11 protein-coding genes and 1 tRNA gene are annotated in these 21,010 nt (G+C 32.7%); 6 read left to right on the top strand and 6 right to left on the bottom strand.

The genetic code is table 11. From position 1 onward, the window contains the following. Window positions 1-47 precede the first annotated feature (47 nt). Window positions 48-127: transfer RNA gene (locus tag LOS89_RS00820), tRNA-Leu, on the bottom strand. Between the two features lie 166 nt (window positions 128-293). On the opposite strand from LOS89_RS00820, the gene LOS89_RS00815 reads away from it, so the two are divergent. The 3 genes from LOS89_RS00815 (at window position 294) to pth (ending at window position 2,594) form a co-directional block, all read left to right on the top strand. Further along, window positions 294-1,235, top strand: coding sequence for a ribose-phosphate pyrophosphokinase (locus LOS89_RS00815; protein ID WP_231835839.1), 942 nt, complete (start codon window positions 294-296; stop codon window positions 1,233-1,235). A gap of 47 nt (window positions 1,236-1,282) precedes the next feature. Beyond that, the gene (locus LOS89_RS00810) at window positions 1,283-1,885 is read left to right on the top strand and encodes a 50S ribosomal protein L25/general stress protein Ctc (protein ID WP_231835838.1); all 603 of its coding nucleotides are present in this window, start codon (window positions 1,283-1,285) and stop codon (window positions 1,883-1,885) included. A 142-nt stretch (window positions 1,886-2,027) separates the two neighbouring features. Continuing rightward, complete coding sequence (gene pth / locus LOS89_RS00805) at window positions 2,028-2,594, top strand: aminoacyl-tRNA hydrolase (protein WP_231835837.1); 567 nt, start codon at window positions 2,028-2,030, stop codon at window positions 2,592-2,594. Window positions 2,595-2,644: 50 nt separating this feature from the next. Here pth and LOS89_RS00800 read toward each other — a convergent pair whose 3' ends face one another. From LOS89_RS00800 to LOS89_RS00790, 3 genes are all read right to left on the bottom strand, one after another. Next, the gene (locus tag LOS89_RS00800) at window positions 2,645-5,365 is read right to left on the bottom strand and encodes a zinc-dependent metalloprotease (protein ID WP_231835836.1); all 2,721 of its coding nucleotides are present in this window, start codon (window positions 5,363-5,365) and stop codon (window positions 2,645-2,647) included. Between the two features lie 199 nt (window positions 5,366-5,564). Then, the gene (locus tag LOS89_RS00795; RefSeq protein ID WP_231835835.1) at window positions 5,565-8,873 is read right to left on the bottom strand and encodes a zinc-dependent metalloprotease; all 3,309 of its coding nucleotides are present in this window, start codon (window positions 8,871-8,873) and stop codon (window positions 5,565-5,567) included. A 118-nt stretch (window positions 8,874-8,991) separates the two neighbouring features. Next, window positions 8,992-11,709 (bottom strand): zinc-dependent metalloprotease, encoded by a 2,718-nt coding sequence (locus LOS89_RS00790; RefSeq protein ID WP_231835834.1) that lies wholly within the window; start codon window positions 11,707-11,709, stop codon window positions 8,992-8,994. A 115-nt stretch (window positions 11,710-11,824) separates the two neighbouring features. On the opposite strand from LOS89_RS00790, the gene LOS89_RS00785 reads away from it, so the two are divergent. The 3 genes from LOS89_RS00785 to LOS89_RS00775 are packed head-to-tail and all read left to right on the top strand — an operon-like array spanning window position 11,825 to window position 15,354. After that, the gene (locus LOS89_RS00785; protein WP_231835833.1) at window positions 11,825-12,754 is read left to right on the top strand and encodes a bifunctional riboflavin kinase/FAD synthetase; all 930 of its coding nucleotides are present in this window, start codon (window positions 11,825-11,827) and stop codon (window positions 12,752-12,754) included. Then, complete coding sequence (locus LOS89_RS00780) at window positions 12,751-14,052, top strand: HTTM domain-containing protein (protein WP_231835832.1); 1,302 nt, start codon at window positions 12,751-12,753, stop codon at window positions 14,050-14,052. The genes LOS89_RS00785 and LOS89_RS00780 overlap by 4 nt, the downstream gene beginning before the upstream one ends. Before the next feature lie 9 nt (window positions 14,053-14,061). Then, complete coding sequence (locus LOS89_RS00775) at window positions 14,062-15,354, top strand: HTTM domain-containing protein (protein ID WP_231835831.1); 1,293 nt, start codon at window positions 14,062-14,064, stop codon at window positions 15,352-15,354. A gap of 30 nt (window positions 15,355-15,384) precedes the next feature. Here LOS89_RS00775 and LOS89_RS00770 read toward each other — a convergent pair whose 3' ends face one another. Beyond that, window positions 15,385-16,773: a dipeptidase gene (locus LOS89_RS00770; protein WP_231835830.1), complete on the bottom strand. Its 1,389-nt coding sequence runs from the start codon at window positions 16,771-16,773 to the stop codon at window positions 15,385-15,387. 101 nt (window positions 16,774-16,874) lie between these two features. Continuing rightward, the gene (locus tag LOS89_RS00765) at window positions 16,875-21,008 is read right to left on the bottom strand and encodes a RemA C-terminal-like gliding motility protein (RefSeq protein ID WP_231835829.1); all 4,134 of its coding nucleotides are present in this window, start codon (window positions 21,006-21,008) and stop codon (window positions 16,875-16,877) included. Between the last annotated feature and the right edge of the window lie 2 nt (window positions 21,009-21,010).

Raw genomic sequence — 21,010 nt, 5'->3', positions numbered from 1 at the left:
TGAATTTTAACGGAAATAAAAAAACCTCTCATTTTTGAGAGGTTTAGTACCCGGAGTGGGAATCGAACCCACACACCTAAGTACACGAGTTTGAGTCGTGCGCGTCTACCAATTCCGCCATCCGGGCAATGGAAAATGATATCTGTATCATTAAGTGGGTGCAAATGTAAAAAATATTTCTGCATTTCATAAAAAAATAGTTAAAAATATACTTTCAGAGTTCGAATTTATTTCTAAATTTGCACCTCGTTTACACAACACAACACTAACTAACTACTAAACAATTAATTAACATGCTGTATCAAGAACCAGAAGCAAAAATTTTTGCATGTTCTCAGAGTGTGTATTTAGCTGAACAAATTGCTGAGAAGTACGGCGTTCCGCTAGGTAAGATTACGTTCTCTAAATATAGTGATGGCGAATTTCAGCCTTCTTTTGAAGAATCAATAAGAGGATTACGCGTATTCCTAGTTTGTTCTACTTTTCCAAGTTCGGACAATTTAATGGAATTATTATTAATGATAGATGCCGCAAAAAGAGCATCTGCCAGACATATAACAGCGGTTATTCCTTATTTCGGTTGGGCAAGACAAGACAGAAAAGACAAGCCAAGAGTACCAATAGGAGCAAAATTAGTTGCAAAACTTTTAGAGACTGCTGGAGCAACAAGAATAATGACGATGGATTTACATGCAGATCAAATCCAAGGATTCTTTGAAAAACCAGTAGACCATTTATTTGCTTCTACTATCTTTTTACCTTATGTGAGAAGTTTAAATTTAGAAAATTTAACTATCGCGTCACCAGATATGGGAGGTTCAAAAAGAGCTTATGCATATTCTAAATTTTTAGAATCTGACGTTGTAGTTTGTTACAAGCAAAGAAAAAAAGCAAATGTAATTGACACAATGGAGCTAATTGGAGATGTAAAAGGAAGAAATGTTATCCTAGTTGATGACATGATTGATACCGGAGGAACATTAGCAAAAGCTGCAGATGTTATGATGGAAAAAGGAGCTTTAAGTGTAAGAGCGATTTGTACACATCCTATTTTATCAGGAAAAGCTTACGAAAAAATAGAAAATTCTAAATTATTAGAATTAATTGTTACCGATTCAATTCCATTAAGAAAAGAATCAAAGAAAATTAAAGTTGTAAGTTGCGCACCATTATTTGCAGAAGTAATGCATATGGTACAAAACAACAACTCTATCAGTGGTAAATTTTTGATGTAATCAAACAGCCACTTTAATAAGTATTTATTAATTATATATATTTTACAATGAAATCAATTACGATTAAAGGATCAGAAAGAGAAAGCGTAGGTAAAAAGGCAACTAAAGCCGTACGTGATGCTGGAATGGTTCCTTGCGTTATCTACGGAGGAAATCAACCAGTTCATTTTGTTGCAGACGAAAGAGCATTTAAAGATTTGGTTTACACTCCAAACGCACACACTGTTGTAGTTGAGTTAAACGGAACGTCTTACAATGTTATCATGCAAGACATTCAATTTCACCCAGTTTCTGACAAAATTTTACACATTGACTTCTTCCAATTAAGCGATGATAAAGAAATCATTATGGAAGTACCAGTTAAAATTACAGGAACTTCTCCAGGGGTATTATTAGGAGGTGTTTTACGTTTAAACCAACGTCGTTTAAAAGTAAAAGCTTTACCTAAATTCTTACCTGACTTTGTTGAAGCTAATATTTCAGAATTACAAATGGGTAACAAATTATACGTTACTAAAATTGAAACTAACAATTTCAAATTAATGCACCCAGATAACACTGTAGTTTGTCAAGTGAGAATTTCTCGTGCGGCAATGAAAGCAGCTCAAGAGGCAGCAAAAGCAGAAAAAGGAGCAAAAAAGAAAAAATAATTTCTTTTCAATGTATACAAAAGAAGCATCAGTTTTTACTGGTGCTTTTTTTATGCTTTTCAGTATCTAAACTTTGCATTACTTTTGCAATATGAATTGGTTATCAAATCTGTTTAATAAACAAATAAAAGAGAGTTTACCCATGAAGAAATTCTTAATCGTTGGGCTTGGAAATATTGGCTCAGAATATGCAAATACAAGACACAATATCGGATTTAAAGTTTTGGACTATCTAGCACATAAGGAAGGAATTTCATTTCAAACCGTAAAATTGGGTGAACTAGCTGAACTAAAAATTAAAGGAAGAACCTTATTATTACTTAAGCCGAACACCTATATGAATTTGAGTGGAAAAGCAATTAAGTATTGGTTAGAAAAGGAAAACATCGAAAAAGAAAACATGTTGGTTATTACCGATGATTTGAATTTGGCTTTTGGAACCATCCGAATTAAAACAAAAGGAAGTGACGGTGGTCATAATGGACTTAAAAATATCCAATTATTATTAAACTCTACAGAATATCCTCGGTACAGATTTGGAATTAGTGATGCCTTTAAAAAAGGACAACAAGTAGATTACGTACTAGGCGAATGGAGCGATGAAGAAAAAGAAAAATTAAAAGAGCGTTTGGAAATAAGTTCAGAGATAATAAAATCTTTTGCTTTAGCAGGTTTAAACAATACGATGAATACATATAATGGGAAATAAAAAAAGGGAAGCTTAAAACTTCCCTTTTTATGTTTATAAATATTATTCAATTATTGAACTACAATTTTCTTAACTTCTTTTCTAGCACCATCTTGAACAGTTACAAGATAAACTCCAGATTGAATATTATTCAATTGTAAGGATTCATTAAACAACCCATTGTTGTTATATGATTTAGCAAAAATCTCTCTTCCTCTCACATCATGAACATTTACTTTAATTTCATTACCTGAATTTGATGTAAATTGAATATTAAAGTTTCCATTGTTAGGGTTTGGATATAATGTAAAATTATCTAAACCAACATCCTCTGTTGATAGAGTTACTTGTTCCGAACAAACTGTTAATGTATAAGAAACTACATTTCCTGTATCTGCAGCTGCCACATCTCTAATACCAACTAACCAATTCCCATTTGGATTTAAAGTATTAAATACACTTAATGGAGAAGATGGAATAACATTTCCTGTAATTGTTGTAGCACAAACTATCCCTGAACCTTGATCATCGAAAGTAGCATTTATATTATCATTACTCGTACATGCTTGATTAAAAATCGTTGACTGAGTTGTTGGCGTCATAGGCCCTTGTAGAACGATTTGTAAATCTGAAACGTAAGTATGAGTCAAGTTAACAGCTAAATTAACATCAGAGATATTAGCTGTTGTAGGCACATTAATAGATCTAACCGTAAAAGTCGTATTATTATCTGGAATTGCAAAACCTGTATTCATTGTATAACTATTACAAGTTGTTGTAATTGTATAACCCACTGAAAAAGGAGCAGAAATATTGAAGAAAACGTTTGCACTAGCCTTCACCATAAATCTACAATATGGCGCTGCAACACCTGCTGGTAAAGTTACCGCCTGAGTTCCATCATTTGGCGTCCCAGCTAATAAAGTAGTCCAAGTAACACCATTATCAGACGAAAACGAAATATCTACATTTGTTGCACCAGCAATTGTATTGTGGCCATTAGCACCAGTTGCACCTGTCCAAACAACAGTTTGAGTTGAACCAACTGGATAACTAGTATTTGGCGCCATTGTTATTGTCAATGCAGTTTTATTAGCAACTGTTACCACAGCATCAGCAAAATTAGTTTGTCCCTGGCCCAATACATTATCACGGGCAGTTAATCTAAAGTTCAATGTTCTTGCAACCGAACTCAATGCTTCAGAAGTAACACCAACGCCTTGAGTTGTAGTACTTCCTGCCAAAATAGAAGACATAATAGGAAAGTATCGTGTTGGGCTAGTTGAAGCTGGGTAACACACGAAATTTGGCCCAGTTGTTTTAGTTGGGCTAGCCGGACTATTAGCTCCAGTATTAGAACCAGCATCATCATTTTGTTCCCAAGTATATGTTAATCCACTAGCACCACCAGCATCAGTAGCTGAACCTGTTAAAACAAAAGGGGTGCTCAATGGAATAGTCCAGTTACCTCCCGAATTTACAACTGGTGCAGAATGCGTTATCGCTGTTGAAGTAGGACAAGTTTTACCTACCATATTTGCTTGAACTTGAGCAATACTAGCAGAATGAAAAATATCAATAGAATTCATATGAGTATTATATGAAGTAATGCCAGCATATCCCATAACTGTTACACCTCCACCCACTTCTTTATTTACACCTGTTCCTTCAGATGAATGCGAAAAAGTATGATTAGCACCAAATTGATGTCCTAATTCATGTGTAACATAATCAATATCAAATGTATCACCTGCCGGAACTCCATCTGCAGGAGAAGTAATTCCTCTACCTTTTGTACTACCTGTTCCAGAAGCAACACCATTTACACAAACACAACCAATACACCCTGCATTACCTCCTCCTCCATCGGCACCAAACATGTGACCAACATCGTATGCTGCATTGTTTGCCGCTAAAGAAGTTGAAGGGCCTGTTAGTGTTGTATTTAATGTTTGCTGTAATTGGGTATTCCAGTTTGCCAAAGTTGTATAAGGATCAGTAGCAGGATTATAAAAAATCACATTTGTGGTTGAAGCAACAATATTCATACGAATAGCAAAGTCTTTTTCAAAAACACCATTAACTCTTGTCATTGTAGCATTAAAAGCCGCCAAGACGTTCGCTACTTGAGCTGAACTCGTTGCTCCAAAATAATTAGCATATTCACCATTACATGACAAAGCTAATCTAAAAGTTAACAATGTAGTAGTACTAGCGCGAGATACAATTTCAGGAGTAGTAATATCATTAACAAAAGTTTGTTCAGGAGTAGAACATGTAAAAGGTAACTTACCTTTTTTTCTAGAAGATTTATAAACCGCATACACACTACCATCTTGAGAATATGGTTCCATGAACTCTGTTTGTTTGTCTGCTCTAAAAACCATAGTTTGAATTCCTCTGGGATCAAGACTCATTCTTAATACAGCGTATTTATCATCAATACCCTGACCTACATAAGCTCTAATTTCAGGAAATCTTGCTTGCAACTCAAAATCAAAATTAGAGGATTCATAAATTCTAAAACGCTCTAATTTTCCATCTGAATTTGGTATAGAAATGATTACATTTGATTGGATTTCTGAAAATCTATCTGGAGCAGAAATAACAACTTGCTTTAGACTATTAAAATCTAATTCTAATAAAGAAAAGTTCTCAGGAAAAGATTCTCTTTGAGCTATTTTAGAAACTATAATACTTTGACCCTTGTAGGACGACCAAGCTTTATTTGTTTGTGAGAAAGCCACATTTAAAACAAATAAAGATAAAATTAACTGTAAAGTTTTTTTCATTTTATTGGGAATTTATTATTAAAAACAAAACTATTAAAAAAAAAAATAAAAACCTACTTATTTTTTTAAGCAATTTAAATTATTAAAAAGCTCTATGTATTTTAAAAAAAGTACGTTTTTATGTCTTTTGATATAAAAATCAAAACAGCAGAAAAATTCAAAGAGAAGCTAATGAAACTTCTCTTTGAATTTTAGTCAGTTATTTTACTACTATTTTTTTTACTTCTTTTCTGTCACCATCTTGAACAGTTACAAGATAAACTCCAGATTGAATATTATTCAATTGCAAAGATTCATTAAACAACCCATTGCTGTTATATGATTTAGCAAAAATCGCTCTACCTCTAATATCATGAACATTTACTTTAATTTCATTACCCGATGTAGAAGTAAATTGAACATTAAAGTTACCGTTATTTGGATTTGGATAAATAGCCAAATCATTAATAGTATTACTTTCTAAACTCAATGGTTGAGTAGAACAAATATTTATCCCCCAACTATCTAAAGAACCACCATCTCCATTATATCCATCAATTACAGTAAGAGTCCAAGTTCCTGTAGAATTTTGACCATTAAAAGCCGATAATACTTGGAAAGGCACAACAACTCCAGTTAAAGAAGGATTTCCTGTTCCACATACAACTGCAGATCCAGAATCATCTATAACAACATTCATATTATCATTATTCCCACATGGCTCCCTTAATAAATCAACAATTGTTCCTGACGGACTAGTAAGTCTAATTGTTAAATCTTGAATATAGGTGTGAGTAATAGCTAAATTCACATTTAAATCAGTAATAATTGAACCAGAAGCTATATTTATTGTTGAAGTTACAGTATTTGGCACATTTGCTCTAATTGTCTTAGGTATATCTCCACTTGAAACCGACACACCACAATCTGTTTGTCCAGTTCTAAAATTATATGTCGTACTAAATATGCCATCGCATCCAGCATTTTTAGGTTTCACTCTCCAATAATATGTTGTTGCATCCGATAATCCACCAATTGAATAAGAATTTGTATTAACGTTTCCATTAAAAAAATAACTTGAAAAGCCTGAATCTGAAGAAATTTGCAAATCATAAGATGATGCCGAAGCGTTAACTGGCCAAGAAAGTGTTATAAAAGTGCTTTGATTAATAGCATTATTTGCTGGTGAAGTTAGAGTTTGAGTTCCAAAATTTGAGCTTAATAACTCTAAATAAAATGGAGCTGTTTTAGTTATTGCTCCAGAAGTAGCTGTAACAACTATGTTATAAAAACCTGGAGCTGCACCAGCTGTATTTGTTATAGACATAGTTACTGTACCGTTAGCACTTATTGATGTTGGTGAGAATGAAACTGTCGCTCCTGCAGGTGTTCCTGTTGCAGCAAACGTTGTACTTCCAGAAAACCCACCTAAAGCTTTATAATCTATAGAATAAGTTGCAGTAGCTCCTTGACAAAACGGCTTGTTTTGTTGGCCTTCAACTCCATTAAATGCAATAGCCATAGTACTAGATGGTGCTGTTATTGTAAAGTTAGCATTAGAAACATCAAAAAAGATATTATCCCAACCTTTAACCATAATTCTGTTTGTTGTACCAACATTATTAGGAACAGTAATTGTTTCAGAACCATCGTTTGGAACTTTACTAGCTAATAAAATTGGAAAAGATGTTCCACCATTTGTTGACAAATAAATATCAACAAATTTTGCATTAATTCCGTTCAAATCAGTACCAGCAACATTCCAAGTAACACTTTGATTAGTGCCCGCTTGCCAAGAAACTGCTGTATTAGGAGCATTAACAATAAATGGTCCAGCCACTCCGTTGACAGTAACCTTCATTAAATCAGTAGCTGTTTGCCCAATTCCATTATTATTATCTCTAACTGTTAATGAAAAATTTAAATCTCTAGCCACTGAAGGACAAACCTCCCAAGTATTAGAAGTTGCGCCAGTTAAAACAGTTGTCATATTTGGCATAATCCTAGTATTAGAAGTAGTACCCCAAACGGATCTAAACATCGGTCCAGACGCTCTTGTTGCTGTTGGAGCAGCAGTTGAACCAGGATCCTCGGGATCATTTTGTTCCCAAGTATAGGTAATTGGATCGTTTTCAGGATCAGATCCTTGACCAACTAACATGAAAGCTGTAGATTTTGGTATCACATAATCTCTTCCTGCGTTTGCAGTAGGTGGATTATTCGAAAAACTTGTTATTGGCAATGTTGGTTGGCTAACACCAAACTTTACATTCTCCATAATATCTCTAATATTTACATAAGCAAAATAAGCGTCACTATTACTTTGTACATTAGATGCACAAATACCTGCATAACCCATTATAGTTGAACCCGAACCAGGCTCTACCTCAGTTGCTCCACTTCCAGATCTGCAATTAGAACTACTTTGCGTATGGTACCCTCCAAATTGATGCCCCATTTCATGTGCTACATAATCGATATCAAAGGCATCACCAGTTGGATTTGAACGACCTGTCATACCTGTTCCTTTGTGAAACCCTCCGCTTGGATTTGTACTTGTACTACACACACAACCTATACATCCTGCATTACCTCCTCCAGAAGTATTAAAATTGTGTCCAATATCATAACTATTAAAACCCACATTTGCATCGATAGTTACACCTGTTTGAGTATTATATTCTCCATTCCAAGGATCAGAAGTAGTAGTACCTAAATAAATTAACGCATCATTATTAGCGATAAAAATCATTGTAATTGCTAAATCATTCTCATAAACTCCGTTTACACGAGTCATTGTAATTGCCATTTGAGCCTGAATTCTACCTTTTTGCGTTGCTATAGGATCAGCCGTATTACCCCTAAATATATTGCCATATTCCGCTGTACAAGACTGTGCTAATCGATAAGTTCTTAAAATCTTGTCATCGGTATCAGCTCTAAACATAGCATTTGCTCTTCTATCATGTTCTATTGAAGGTAAATGAACATCATTTTTGGTTAAACATTCAAATGTTTGACCATCACCTATTAAGCTTGCTCTATTGTAAACAATATAATTTTGAGTATTTTCAGTGTAAGGATCAATAAAAGCGGTGCTTTTACCCGCAGACAATGTCATACTATGTAAACCGAACTCAGTTATTGAAAATCTTGCAACAGCTGTAACATCATCAATACCTTTACCAACATAAGATTTAATTGTAGGGAATTTTGCGGCCAACCCTTCTTCCATTATAGGAGTCTCTAAAATCCTAAAACTTTCTAGCTGTCCAGAAGCATTAGGCAATTGAATAACGACATTTGAAACACCCTGAAATTGTCCTCTAACAGGAGCATTTCTTAATTGATGTTTTAAACTTTGAAGATCTAATTTCCACAATTGATATTCTTGAGGAAATGAAGCTCTTCTAACTTTTGGTAAGTCTTTTAAAGAATTTTCTTCAACTTGATGCCAATTAGATTTAATTTGAGCATTCAATACAACAGAAGAAAACACTAATACTAAAGCTAGTAATAGTTTTTTCATAATAGGTTAAGTTTTTGGTTAATAGCCAAATATAAATATTTTTTTAACATAAAATTAATTTTATGTTAAAAAAAAGAGAAGGCGTGTGCCTTCTCTTAAAATTATAATATCTAGTTGTTTATTGAACCACAATTTTTTTAACTTCTTTTCTAGAGCCATCTTGAACAGTTACAAGATAAATACCAGATTGAACATTGTTTAATTGTAAATTTTCATTAAATAACCCATTATTTTGATATGATTTATTAAATATTTCTCTACCTCTAATATCGTGTACGTTTATTTTAATTTCATTTCCAGTTGTTGAATTAAACTGAATATTAAAATTACCATTATTAGGATTTGGAGATAATATAAAATTTTCTAAACCGAAACTTTCAGATGTCAAAGTGGCAACTTGAGAGCAAATTTGAACTGTAAAATTATTTAAAGAACCCGAATCTCCAGCCCACCAATCAAAAGCAGAAAGCGTCCATGTTCCATTAGCAGGTTTACCATTAAATACACTTAGTGGGTTGCTAGGCATATATGTTCCAGTTACCGGATTCCCTGAACAAACAATAGGAGTACCATTATCGTCAAAAACAATATTAAATCCACTTGCCAATCCATTACATAAATGATTAGACAATTTCATAGATGTACCATCTGGGTGAGTTAATGAAATTTCCATATCCCAAAAATAAGTATGGTTAGATGCCAAAGTAACATTCACATCAGTTATGCTATTGGCAATTCCTGAAACCACAACTGTTTTAGAAACCGTACCACCAGAAATATTATTTCCTAATCCATCTGGAACTGCTAAAGGAGTGTTATTTGAAAAATTATTACAAACATTTGAAATCGTATAACCCACAGCAAAAGTAGCAGAGTTTACAGCAAAGAAAATATTTCCACTTGCTTTAACCATTAATCTACAAAATGGAGATGCAGTTGTTGGCATTGTTACATTTGCAGAACCATTATTTGGTGTATTTGCCAACAATGTAGTCCAAGTAACACCATTATCATTAGTAATTAAAATATCAACATTTGCCCCACCTGTAGAAGTATCTGTATTATTTACATTCCAAGTAACATTTTGAACTGAACCTGTAGCATAAGAAATTCCAGCTGTATTTTGTGAAGTTACAACTAATGGCCCTCTTGTATCATCAATAGTTACTGTCATATTAGCACGTGCTGTTTGGCCACCCGTAGGGGTTTGATTATCTCTAACAGTAAGAGCAAAAGCTAATGTTCTAGCAACATTTGGTGTAACTTCCCAAGTCGGTGTTAAATTTCCAGCAAAAATATCAGACATTTGTGGCATATAACGTGTTGGTGAAGTACTTGGGTTTCTAGATCTATAAACAGGTCCTGTTGTTTGAGTAGCTGAAGGATAGTTCGTTCCAGCAACTGCATTAGTTTGTTCCCAGCAATATGTTAAAGAAGCACCTGCATTAGCATCAGTAGCACTTCCTGTTAGCATAAATGCAGTACCTTTTGGAATTGTATAATTTGATAAAGCCGAAATAACAGGAGCGTTATTGCCATTAGCAGTTGGAGTAATACAATTATCTCCTGAACCTGTCATAAAAGTGGTCATAAGTTCAATACTCCTAGCATGAAAATAAGCATCTGAATTTGTCTGAACATTTTCTTCACAAATACCAGCATAAGCCATAATTGTAGAACCACTACCAGGCTCGACAGAATTTAAAGGACTATTATTCCCAGAATTACAATTACCAGCTGTATCATCATTAGAACTAAAAGTGTGAGGACCTCCAAATTGATGTCCCATTTCGTGCGCTACATAATCAATATCATAAGGGTCTCCAACTGGCGAAGGCGAACCTGTAATACCTCTTGCTTTATTAGATGCATTACACACAACTCCTAAACCTGCTAAACCACCACCACCAGTACTAACAGTATGACCAATATCATAATTTGCATTACCAATTGTTCCATCTATAACTGTTTGACTTTCATTTATCAAATTATTAGCATTACTATTTGAAAAAGAATCTGATGTAATAAAAATAATTTGATCATTATTAGCAACTAAATTCATTCTTAACGACATATCCCTTTCATAAACACCATTTACACGTGTCATGGTTACATTCATAGCAGCAAGTACAGCAGCTTTCTTTTGAATTGTAGTACCAGCATTCAAACCAGCTGCATTTACATGAAAAGCAGCATATTCAATAGTACAAGCCATAGCCAATCTGTATTGTCTAAACATACCATCAGTAGCCATTACTTGGTTTTCTACAGCACTTCTATTTTGTTCAGCAATTTCCTCATGATTGTCTTGAAAATGACAAGCAAATGTTCTTACCGTAGAAAGATCTTTTCTATTATATACAATATAATTATTTAAATCTTTTGTATAAGTATCAATATAGTAAGTACCTTCATCTCCTGAAGTAGACATTACATGTAATCCAAACAAAGTAACACTAAACCTCAATCTTACTGTTGGATTATCAATACCAATAGCAGAGTACGATTTAATATCAGGATATCTATCAGCCAATCCCTTTTCCATAATTGGTGATTCATAAACTCTAAATTTAGAAAGTTCTCCTTTTGAGTTAGGAAACTCAACAATAGTGTTAGAAAAAACTCCATCTAAATCTACAGGAGCTCCCACTAAATTTTGTTTAAATGCATTTAAATCTAAATGCATAATTTGATATGCAGATGGAACCGAAACTCTTTCCATCTTTTCTTGACTTCCAAGTTTCTCAATAGAAACTTTAGTCCAAAGTTTATTTTGTCCGTAAGATAAACTAGCAAACAAAACAAATGTTAATAATAATTGTAATTTTTTCATCATTTTCTATTAGTTAATAGTTTTAGCTAACAAATTTAATAAAAAAAAACAAAAAAAATAATTTTATTACTTTTTAATCTTATTAGAAATTATCTTTGCTATTTTAATTATATAAATCTTGAAAACCTATAATTCAATACATAATTTCGTTACTAACAAAAAAACCTTAATCACACTTGGAACTTTTGATGGCGTCCACATAGGACATCAATCTATTCTTAAGAAACTTGTTGATTTTAAAGAAAAAGAAACTGAAAGTGTTGTTTTAACATTTTTTCCTCACCCTAGAATGGTTTTAAAACAAGACTCCACTATAAAACTATTATCAACTATTGATGAAAAAGCTGAATTATTAGAAAAATCAGGAATTGACAATTTAATTATACATCCCTTTGATACTACTTTTTCAAATTTATCTGCTGAAGAATTTGTAAAAGAGATTTTAGTAGACAAACTACATGTAAAAAAAATTATAATTGGTTACGACCATCGTTTTGGAAAAAACAGAACTGCCGATATAAATGACTTAATTGCTTTTGGTAAAAAATACAATTTTGAAGTTGAACAAATTGGAGTAAAAGAAATTGATGAGATTTCAATAAGCTCTACTAAAATCAGAAATGCTTTATTAGAGGGAAATATCATATTAGCCAATCAATATTTAGGACATTCGTATTCTATAGTTGGAACAGTAGTAGACGGAAAAAAAATAGGAAGAACTATTGGGTTTCCAACAGCCAATATAAGAATTACTGAAGATTATAAACTATTGCCTAAAAACGGTGTTTATATTGTTTCGAGTGAAATAAATAACAAATTGTTTTACGGCATGATGAACATTGGCAATAAACCAACATTAGGCGAGAACGAACAATCAATAGAAGTTCATTTTTTTGATTTAAATGAAGATATTTACAATCAGAAATTAAAAATTGTATTTTTAGAACATATTCGAGATGAAAAAAAATTCAATTCTATTGACGAATTACAATCACAACTCGAAAACGATAAAAAATTCTCATTAGATTACATTAAAAAAATTCAATGAAAATACTTTTCAAAGCAATTGACAATAGTCCGCTAATTGTTTTCCGAATCTTTTTCGGATTTTTAATTGCTTGTGAAAGTTTTGGAGCCATACTAACTGGTTGGGTTAAAGAAGTTCTTATTGAACCTCAATTTACATTTTCATTCATTGGATTTGAATGGTTACAACCTTTACATGGTTTAGGCATGTATTTCTATTTTATTACAATGGGAATTTTGGGTTTAGCCATAATGTCAGGCTATCGCTATAGAATTACGATTATTTGCTTTACTATTTTATGGACAGCTGTTTATTTAATGCAAAAAACAGCCTACAACAATCATTACTACTTATTAGTTCTTATAAGTTTTCTAATGATTTTTTTACCTGCAAATCAATTTGCATCGCTAGATGTGAAACAAAAAAGAATAAAAGAAAATTTAACAATGCCTTATTGGGTAAGTCTTTTATTTATTATTCAAGTCGGAATAGTTTATTTTTTTGCTTCTGTTGCTAAAATTTATCCCGATTGGCTAGACGGAACTTTTACAAAAAATCTATTATCCAAAACGAGTGCAAATCATAAGATTTTAGAACTATTTTCGCAAAAATGGTTTTACCTGTTTATTGCCTATGCTGGTATTTTATTTGACCTATTGATTGTCCCTCTACTTCTTTTCAAGAAAACCAGAACAATCGCATTGATTGCTTCCGTAATTTTCCACATTTTTAATGCAATTACTTTACAAATTGGAATCTTCCCTTTTTTCGCACTAACATTTGCTTTGTTTTTTTACGAACCTGAAACTATCCGAAAGCTATTTCTAAGAAAAAAACCAAGTGTAGAAAACGAGAATTCAGACCATAACTTCTACGGAAAGAAAATAGTTTACTTTTTGATAATTCCATACTTCGTAATTCAATTATTATTACCAATTCGCCACCATTTCATCAAAGGCGATGTATTGTGGACAGAAGAAGGACATCGACTTAGTTGGCGCATGATGCTTAGAGAAAGAAGTGGCTACATAATAATCAGAATAAAGGATTTAAAATCTGGAAAAGAGTCTATTTATAATTTGAACAATCATCTAACGCAAAAACAAGCAATGTCGCTTGCTACAAAACCCGATTTTATTTGGCAAATGTGCCAAAGAATTAAACAAGAATACAAAGGAAAACCTATTGCAATATATATTGATTGTAAAAACAGCATCAATAGAAAAGAACTTAAAACCCTTATTGATCCAAAATTTGATATGGCTAAAGCTGAATGGGATTATTTTGGGCATAATGAGTGGATTTTACTCCATAATTAATTCGTAAAAATGAATAAAATTCTATTCAAAAATATTGATGGTATTGCCTTAATAGTATTTCGAATATTACTTGGGTTTTTAATCGTTTGCGAAAGTTTACTAGCTATTTTTCATGGTTGGATTGACGCCATCTTAATTCAACCAAAATTCACATTTAATTTCATTGGATTTGATTGGCTCCAACCGCTTCCCGGTAATGGCATGTATTATTATTTTGGATTAATTGGATTAACCGGAATAGGTATAATACTAGGTTTTAGATATCGATTGAACATCATTCTTTTTACCATTTTATTAAGTGGAGTTTACTTTATGCAAAAAGAAGTGTATTACAATCATTATTACCTACTATTGGTGATTAGTCTAATCATGATTTTTTTGCCCGCTAATCAAGAAAAATCACTGGATGTTAAATTTGGCTATGTCAAGAAAGAAACTACAATTCCACAATGGATAATACTAACATTTATTTTATTAATTGGTATTGTTTACACTTACGCTGCAATTGCAAAATTTTATCCTGATTGGCTTGACGGAAGTTTTACCAAAATTTTACTGCAAAGAATTACAGCAAGACCCTATCTTTTAGAATTGTTTTCGCAAAAATGGTTTTATATCTCTTTTGCTTATGCAGGAATTTTATTTGATTTATTTTTAGTTCCATTATTGTTATATAAACGAACAAGAAACTTTGCTTTAATAATATCAATTCTTTTTCACTTATTTAATTCTTACACATTACGAATTGGCATATTCCCTTATATGGCTTTAAGTTTTTCAGTATTTTTTTATGAACCCGAAAGAATTAGACAGCTTTTCTTTAAAGAAAAAATCGAAACCAACACCAACCTTAATTACTTTGGTAAAAAATTAGTTCATTTCTTAATTATTCCATTCCTGATAATACAACTTTTATTACCATTAAGACATTATTTAATAAAAGGCGATGTTTTGTGGACAGAAGAAGGTCATAGATTGAGTTGGCGTGTGATGCTTCGCGAAAGAACCGGTAAACTCAACATAAAAATTGTAGACAATACCACGAAAAAAGAATCAGTTTACGATTATCATAAAAACTTGACTTACATTCAATCTAAACAATTAGCTGTTTGTCCTGATTTAATTTGGCAATATTGCCAAAGAATTAAAAAAGAATACAAAGGAAAAGACATCTCCATTTATATCGATTGCAAAAACTCCATAAACGGCAAACCCTATCAAACTTTAATTGATCCTAGTATTGATATGGCAAAAGCCGAATGGAATTATTTTTGGCATAACCAATGGATACTTTTAAACTAAAAAAAGTCCCAAATAATTTGGGACTTTTTATTATTTGCTCATTTCAGTAAAATACTTGTAGAATAATGGAATAGTTTCAATTCCTTTTAAATAATTGAAAACCCCAAAATGTTCGTTTGGAGAGTGAATTGCATCGCTATCCAACCCAAATCCCATTAAAATAGTTTTACTCTTTAATTCCTTCTCGAATAAAGCTACAATTGGAATACTTCCGCCAGAACGAACTGGAATTGCAGGCACACCAAAAGTTTCTGTATAGGCTTTATTAGCTGCTTGGTATCCAATGCTATCAATTGGTGTAACATAACCTTGTCCACCATGATGAGGCGTTACTTTTACTTTTACAGCTTTTGGCGCAATACTTTCAAAATGATTTTTGAATAACTCTGTGATTTCTTCCCAATCTTGATTAGGAACTAAACGCATCGAAATTTTAGCATATGCTTTACTTGTGATAACTGTTTTTGCTCCTTCACCTGTATAGCCACCCCAAATTCCGTTTACATCTAAAGTTGGACGAATAGAATTTCTTTCGTTGGTTACATAACCAGTTTCGCCATAAATATCATCTATATCTAAAGCTTGTTTGTATTTTTCTAAAGAGAATGGTGCCTTTGCCATTTCTGCTCTTTCTTCTGCAGATAACTCCTCTACTTTATCGTAAAATCCTGGAATAGTAATATGATTGTTTTCATCGTGAAGTGAAGCAATCATTTTTGTTAATACATTAATTGGGTTTGCTACTGCTCCACCATACAAACCAGAGTGTAAATCGCGATTTGGCCCAGTTACTTCAACTTCTACATAACTTAAACCGCGCAAACCAGTTGTAATTGATGGTTGCTGATTAGAAATCATTCCAGTATCAGAAATTAAAATAACATCATTTGCTAATTTTTCTTGATTTCTTTCTACGAACCAACCTAAGCTTTTAGAACCAACTTCTTCTTCTCCTTCAATCATGAATTTCACATTACATGGTAAGCAATTGTTTTGAATCATATATTCAAATGCTTTTACATGCATGTACATTTGTCCTTTATCATCACAAGCACCACGAGCAAAAATTGCTCCTTCCGGATGAATTTCAGTTGCTTTAATTACAGGCTCAAAAGGTGGTGAAGTCCATAAATCCATTGGATCTGGTGGTTGCACATCATAATGTCCGTAAACTAAAACTGTAGGTAAATTTCTATCGATGATTTTTTCTCCATAAACAATTGGATATCCTGGAGTTTCGCAAAGTTCTACAAAATCACACCCTGCTTTTTCTAAACTTGCTTTAACCGCTTCAGCAGTTAATACCACATCATGTGCATAAGCACTATCTGCACTTACAGAAGGAATTTTTAAAAGTTCTATTAACTCGTTTAAAAAACGTTCTTTATTTTCCTGAACGTAATGTTTTATATTGTCCATTGTGTTTGTTTGATAATGTTCAAAAATACAAAATTGATTTCAAATGAAATAAAAAAAGCCCAATCTTTAACGATTGGGCTTTTTTAGCTTGGAATTGTATCTTAAAAAATAATCTTTTTAGTAATTACTTGACCGTTTGAAAGTGTTGTTTTAACTAATAATGCTTGATTTGATTTAACTATTTTAGAAATGACAACTTCAGAGTTATCTAAGCCATTTTGATAATGTAGTTTTCTTCCTAAAACATCAAAAACTACAACTTCAGAAATTTTTTCTGTTGTATTAATTACAATACCATTTTGATTGGAATAAACTGTCAAGACATTTTCATTAATAAAATCATCATTACCTAAAACCGAATTATTATAAACAACTGAAAAACGATTTTCAAATGTACCATCTTGAGTAGTAAAAGAATAAGCACTCTGTTTAATATCATGAATAGTATTTGTAAAATTATCTTTTAAATAAACATTTTGGTCTACAAATAATCCGTCAAGATTTTCAAGTGAAATTGTATATGATCCAGGAGCTAAAACTTTTAATCCTAATGGAACAACATCATCATTAGTGAATGGCATTCCTTTACCTTGAATTACTAATTTATCGTCATTAGAAATCGAATACAACATTGTTTTAGAATCATCTAAAATTCTAGCATCAATTATATTATCAAAACCAGCTGAAGCACCATCCATATATCCAATTAAAGTTTGACTATACGAAACATTCGAATCATTTAAATTTAACCAAACTCTATGTTTTTCAACAACAGGTTCTTCTTCGTTTGATGTTCTATAAAATTGTGTTGAAACAGAAGCATTAACACGTTGATTATTAGAAAATAATGCAGAACCAAAATCATATGCTCTAACATAGAAACCTTGACCTGTTTGAATTGTACCATTAGGAACAGGTCCGCCAGCAGCTGCCGCAGTTCCTCCTAATGTTGTATAACTTGCATAATTATTAACAGGATATACACCACCCACAGCTGCGGCTTGGTGTGTCCAGAAATACAGAGCTCCAACAATTGTTTCATTATCTCTTAAAAATCTATCAGCACTAATTGGAGACGCATAAGGATTTCCTAATAAATTATAGCCAATACCTAAACTGATAGAAGCATTTCCATTATGAGGTACTCCATAGAACTGACCATTAAACGTTGCAGGTGTTGCAGGCCAATCATTTGCCGCTCTAATCATATAACCTTTAGCTTTTGCAAAGTTTGTACTAGCAACATTTGCAACTGATTGATAAGCAGTCGGTGTTGTTGTACCTGTATATAGATATTCATAAAATCTATTATCCAATGTATTTGGTGAAAAAGCTTTTAAATTTTGTCCTGAAACCGGAGAAGACCAAGCTGTATAATCCAATCTTATCATTGGAGTTGAATTTCTTTTTACGGTAATATTTCCAACGTTAACAGCTTGATCATTAATTTGGCGTAAAGCTGCATTATTTTCAATTGTTAAAGTACCTGTCCCATTTACCGTAACTTCATTCCCAACAATTAATGTATGACCCGGATTAAATACTACATTAAATCCTGAATTAACCACAACAGAACATGCTTCTAAATCAGCAGTTGATGAATAATTTCCATTGAAAATAGCCACAACATTTTTCAATGGAACTCCGTTTGACCAAGTAGAACCATTCCACGTAGTAGTAATCACCCCACAAGCATTTGGAGCTTCTGTAATAGTTGTATCACTAGTACATACTTCTAAAACTAGAGAATTTAATGTTCCTGTATCACCTTGAAAATAATCAGCAGCTAAAAATTGCCAAGTTCCATTTGCTTGTTTCCCATTAAAAATATTAAAAGAAGATGAAGGTTGAAATGGTCCTGCTCCAATTACACTATTTGTATTTGTACCACAATTTATAGTGTTTGTTGCTTGTGAGTCTAAATCAGTATTATTAAAACCATTTCTATTCGAACAAACATCATCTATATATAATAATTGAGTTCCATCAGGATGATTTAAAATCAAAGTAATGTCTGACATATAAGTATGAGTCAAATTTAAATCTAAAATATTTACATCTGAAATAGTACCTGTCATTGGAATATTTGCATTAAAACCAACAACCGTTCCATAACCACCGCTTGCTTGACCATCAGGAATTGCTAAATTTGGAGTAAATGAATATTGGTTACATGTAGTATTTGTAGTAACTGTATAGCCAATTGCAAAATCATTTGTATTAATTGCATAAAAATCGTTTCCTGTAGGTTCAATCAAAATCCTACAATATGGCGCAGAAACATTAGGGATTGTAATCACTTGATTCCCATCATTTGGCGTGTTTCCAGCTAATACAATTGGAAAAGTTTGTCCTCCATCTGTGGAAAGCTTAATATTAACATTTGAGGCGCCAGTCATTGTGTTAGTATTATTAACTGACCATGTAATCGTTTGTGTAGAACCTTGAGTATAACTAATTCCTGCAGTGTTTTGAGAAGTAATTAAAAATGGCCCTTTTGTTCTATCGAAAGTAACCGCTGTGTTTACGCTTTCATTGTTCCCACCACCTGGTTTATTATCACGAACTGTCATTCTAAAATTTAAAGTTCTATTTGCACTTGGATTATTTGGTATTATTTCCCACTGATTTCCTGTAACACCATTCTTTACATGATCTTCTAATCTAGGAAAATATCTTGTTCCATTATTTTTTGGCATAAAAGAGCGAAAGTTTGCCCCATTAGTTTTAGTTTCAGTAGGATATGATGCTGCAGCTCCAACTGTTGTAGCATCATCGACTTGTTCCCAACAATATGACAACACATCTCCAGCATTTGCATCAGTTGCCGTACCAGTTAATTTAAATGCAGTACCTCGAGGCAAAGTTTTAGTCGCTGGTGCTGAAGGTACCGGAACCGCGTTACCAGTATTTATCAAAGTAGGACAACTTTTCCCTTTAATATTATTTGTAATCTGTTGAATAGAACCAGCATGAAAAATAGGAATTGAATGTGCTGCAACATCTGTAGCGCCAGTGATACCTGCATAACCCATAATAGTTACCCCAGAACCAGGCTCCATGTTAACCGCGTTGTTTTCAGTACTCATCGAAAAAGTATGATTACCTCCCAACTGATGACCAATTTCGTGTGCTACATAATCAACATCAAAATCATCACCCATAGGAATTCCATTTGCAGGAGAAGTATACCCACTACCTTTATACGCAACAGGATACACCTGCGGATCCCCAGCATATGTTGTTGTAGTTTGATCATTACTACATACACACCCTATACATCCAGCATTTCCACCACCACCTGATGCACCAAACAAATGACCAATGTCAAAATTTGCATTACCTATTTCAGAACTTAACGTATTCATTAATTGCAAATTCCATGGATCCATATTTGTTGAAGCCGAATAAGGATCAGTACTTGGATTGTAATAAATCACATTCGTAGTATTAGCAATCAAAACCATCGTTGCATTGAAATCCATTTCAAAAATAGCATTAACCCTAGTATAAGTTGCGTTAAATGCAGCCAAAACTAAATTTACTTGAGCCGCACTAGTAGCTCCAAAATAATTAGCATACTCACCAGTACATGACTGAGCCATTCTAAATCTTCTTAGTGTACTATCATCTGCATTTAAAACAGTATTATTATCTGCATTTCTATCAAACACTTGTCCAAATTGCTGAACAGCATCTTCAGTTGTACATATAAAATCCCCACTCTTCTTAGTATGAACACGATCAAAAACAATAACTGTTTTGTAATCCATAGAAATTGGATCAATTATAAACGTTGTTCCTTCTGAACCAGAACGAATTAAAGCACTTACACCATTATAAGGCGAAACACTGAAACGAATCACATTTGAAGGATTTGTAACTCCTTGTCCTGCAAATGATCTAATTTCAGGAAATTGATTTTGTAGACTTTTTTCAAATGTAGATGCTTCAATAATTCTAAATTCTTCTATTGCACCATTTGGCATAGGAAAAGAAACTACAACATTTGAAACACCAGTAAACTCTTCCCTAACAGGAACATTTACTAATTGCGCTTTAAACTTTTCATAATCGAACGAGTACAATTTATATTGCACTGGTAAAACTTCTCTTCTAAGTTTTGTTTGAGTAAATTCAAAAGAATTTTCAACTTCTTTCCAAGCTCCGCTTTTTTGAGCAGAAGCTAAAAGATTAATAAGTAAAAATGAAAAAATAAGTATTCTTCTTTTCATAA

The organism is Flavobacterium channae (assembly GCF_021172165.1).
GTDB classification, from domain to species: domain Bacteria; phylum Bacteroidota; class Bacteroidia; order Flavobacteriales; family Flavobacteriaceae; genus Flavobacterium; species Flavobacterium channae.
Note: the sequence above shows the minus strand (reverse complement) of the source record. Positions and strands in the feature narration are given on the sequence as shown.

Excerpts from the sequence above, each read along its gene's own strand:
- LOS89_RS00810 (WP_231835838.1), top strand. The coding sequence starts at position 1,283 with ATGAAATCAATTACGATTAAAGGATCAGAAAGAGAAAGCGTAGGTAAA.
- LOS89_RS00770 (WP_231835830.1), bottom strand. The coding sequence starts at position 16,773 with ATGGACAATATAAAACATTACGTTCAGGAAAATAAAGAACGTTTTTTA.
- LOS89_RS00795 (WP_231835835.1), bottom strand. The coding sequence starts at position 8,873 with ATGAAAAAACTATTACTAGCTTTAGTATTAGTGTTTTCTTCTGTTGTA.
- LOS89_RS00815 (WP_231835839.1), top strand. The coding sequence starts at position 294 with ATGCTGTATCAAGAACCAGAAGCAAAAATTTTTGCATGTTCTCAGAGT.
- LOS89_RS00800 (WP_231835836.1), bottom strand. The coding sequence starts at position 5,365 with ATGAAAAAAACTTTACAGTTAATTTTATCTTTATTTGTTTTAAATGTG.
- LOS89_RS00780 (WP_231835832.1), top strand. The coding sequence starts at position 12,751 with ATGAAAATACTTTTCAAAGCAATTGACAATAGTCCGCTAATTGTTTTC.
- pth (WP_231835837.1), top strand. The coding sequence starts at position 2,028 with ATGAAGAAATTCTTAATCGTTGGGCTTGGAAATATTGGCTCAGAATAT.
- LOS89_RS00775 (WP_231835831.1), top strand. The coding sequence starts at position 14,062 with ATGAATAAAATTCTATTCAAAAATATTGATGGTATTGCCTTAATAGTA.
- LOS89_RS00765 (WP_231835829.1), bottom strand. The coding sequence starts at position 21,008 with ATGAAAAGAAGAATACTTATTTTTTCATTTTTACTTATTAATCTTTTA.
- LOS89_RS00790 (WP_231835834.1), bottom strand. The coding sequence starts at position 11,709 with ATGATGAAAAAATTACAATTATTATTAACATTTGTTTTGTTTGCTAGT.